Annotated in this window: 1 protein-coding gene; it reads left to right on the forward strand. The window is 71.8% G+C overall.

The window, feature by feature from the left end:
- Nucleotides 1-17 precede the first annotated feature (17 nt).
- Nucleotides 18-1598 (forward strand): AMP-binding protein (locus AB0E62_RS39980; RefSeq protein ID WP_362206051.1); only part of this gene is annotated, 1581 nt, incomplete at its 3' end.

The raw sequence follows: 1598 nt of genomic DNA on the forward strand, positions 1-1598 counted from the left end.
CGGAGCGGTCGGGGCCGTTGCGTCCGGACAACGTGGCGTACGTGATGTACACCTCCGGTTCCACCGGGAAGCCCAAGGGCGTCACCATCACCCACTTCGGCGTGATGAACGACGCGCTGTCGCTGGCCCGCACCATGGACCTCACGGCCGGTTCCCGCATGCTCTTCGCCACCTCGGTGAACTTCGACGTGTCGGCGTTCGAGGTGTTCAGCGCGCTCGGCGTCGGCGCCACCGTCGAGGTGATGCGCGACGTACTCGAACTGGGCGAGCGCGACGGCTGGACCGGCAGCGTCATCAGCGCGGTGCCCTCGGTCTTCGCCGAACTGGTCGACGAGATCGCCGACCGCACCAGCGTGGAGACGGTGGTCTTCGCCGGCGAGGTGCTGACCTCGGCCTTCGTGGAACGCGTACGCGCCGCCCTGCCCGGGGTACGGGTGGTCAACGGCTACGGCCAGAGCGAGACCTTCTACGCCACCGCCTTCGCACTCGCCCCCTCGGCCCCGTGGAACGGGACGGGCAACGCCCCGATCGGCCGGCCGCTGGGCAACATGCGGGCGTATGTCCTGGGTCCGGGTCTCGCTCCGGTGCCGGTGGGTGTGGTGGGCGAGCTGTATGTCGGGGGTGCGGTGGGTCGTGGGTATCACGGGCGTCCCGGGCTGACGGCGGAACGGTTCGTGGCCGATCCCTTCGGGCCCGCCGGCGAGCGGATGTACCGCACCGGCGACCTGGCCCGCTGGACCACCGACGGGGAACTGGAATGCGTGGGCCGCGCCGACTCCCAGGTCAAGGTGCGCGGCCTGCGGATCGAACCCGCCGAGGTCGAGGCGGCGCTGGCCGCTCACCCCGGCGTGGCGCGGGCGCTGGTCCTGGTGCGTGAGGGGCGCCGCCCGGAGGACAAGCGGCTGGTGGGCTACGTGGTGCCCGCACACGGTCACGGCGCGGACGACTCCGACCTGCGGGCGGGCGTGGACGTGGCGGAGGTGCGCCGTTTCGTGGCCGCTCGTCTGCCGGAGTACATGGTGCCGTCGGCGCTGGTCGTGCTGGACCGGATGCCGCTGGACCTGAACGGGAAGGTCGACCGGAGGGCGCTGCCGGAGCCGGAGTTCGCGGCCGGCGAGTACCGGGCGCCGCGCACCCCGGAGGAGCGGACGCTGGCGGCGGTGTATGCCGAGGTGCTGGGGCTCGACCGGGTGGGGTTGGACGACGATTTCTTCGCCATCGGCGGTGACAGCATCCGTTCGATCCAGGTGGTGGCCCGCGCCCGGACCCGGGGCGTCGAGATCACGCCGCGCCAGGTCTTCGAGCGCCGCACGGTGGCCGAACTGGCGGCGACGGCACGCACCGGTACGGCCGACGTCCTGGACGAATTCGACGGCGGTGGCATCGGCTGGATGCCGCTCACACCGGTCGGTGCGTACCTGACCGAGCTGGGCGGTGGCATCGGCAGGTTCTCGATGTCGATGATGGTCGACCTGCCGGACGGAATCGACGCGGCGGGTCTGACGGCGACGTTGGGCGCGGTCCTGGACCACCACGACATTCTGCGCTCACGCCTGGTCATCCAGGACGGCCGTCCCGGCCTCGTGGCGGACCCGCCG

The organism is Streptomyces sp. NPDC038707, assembly GCF_040636485.1.
GTDB lineage: Bacteria > Actinomycetota > Actinomycetes > Streptomycetales > Streptomycetaceae > Streptomyces.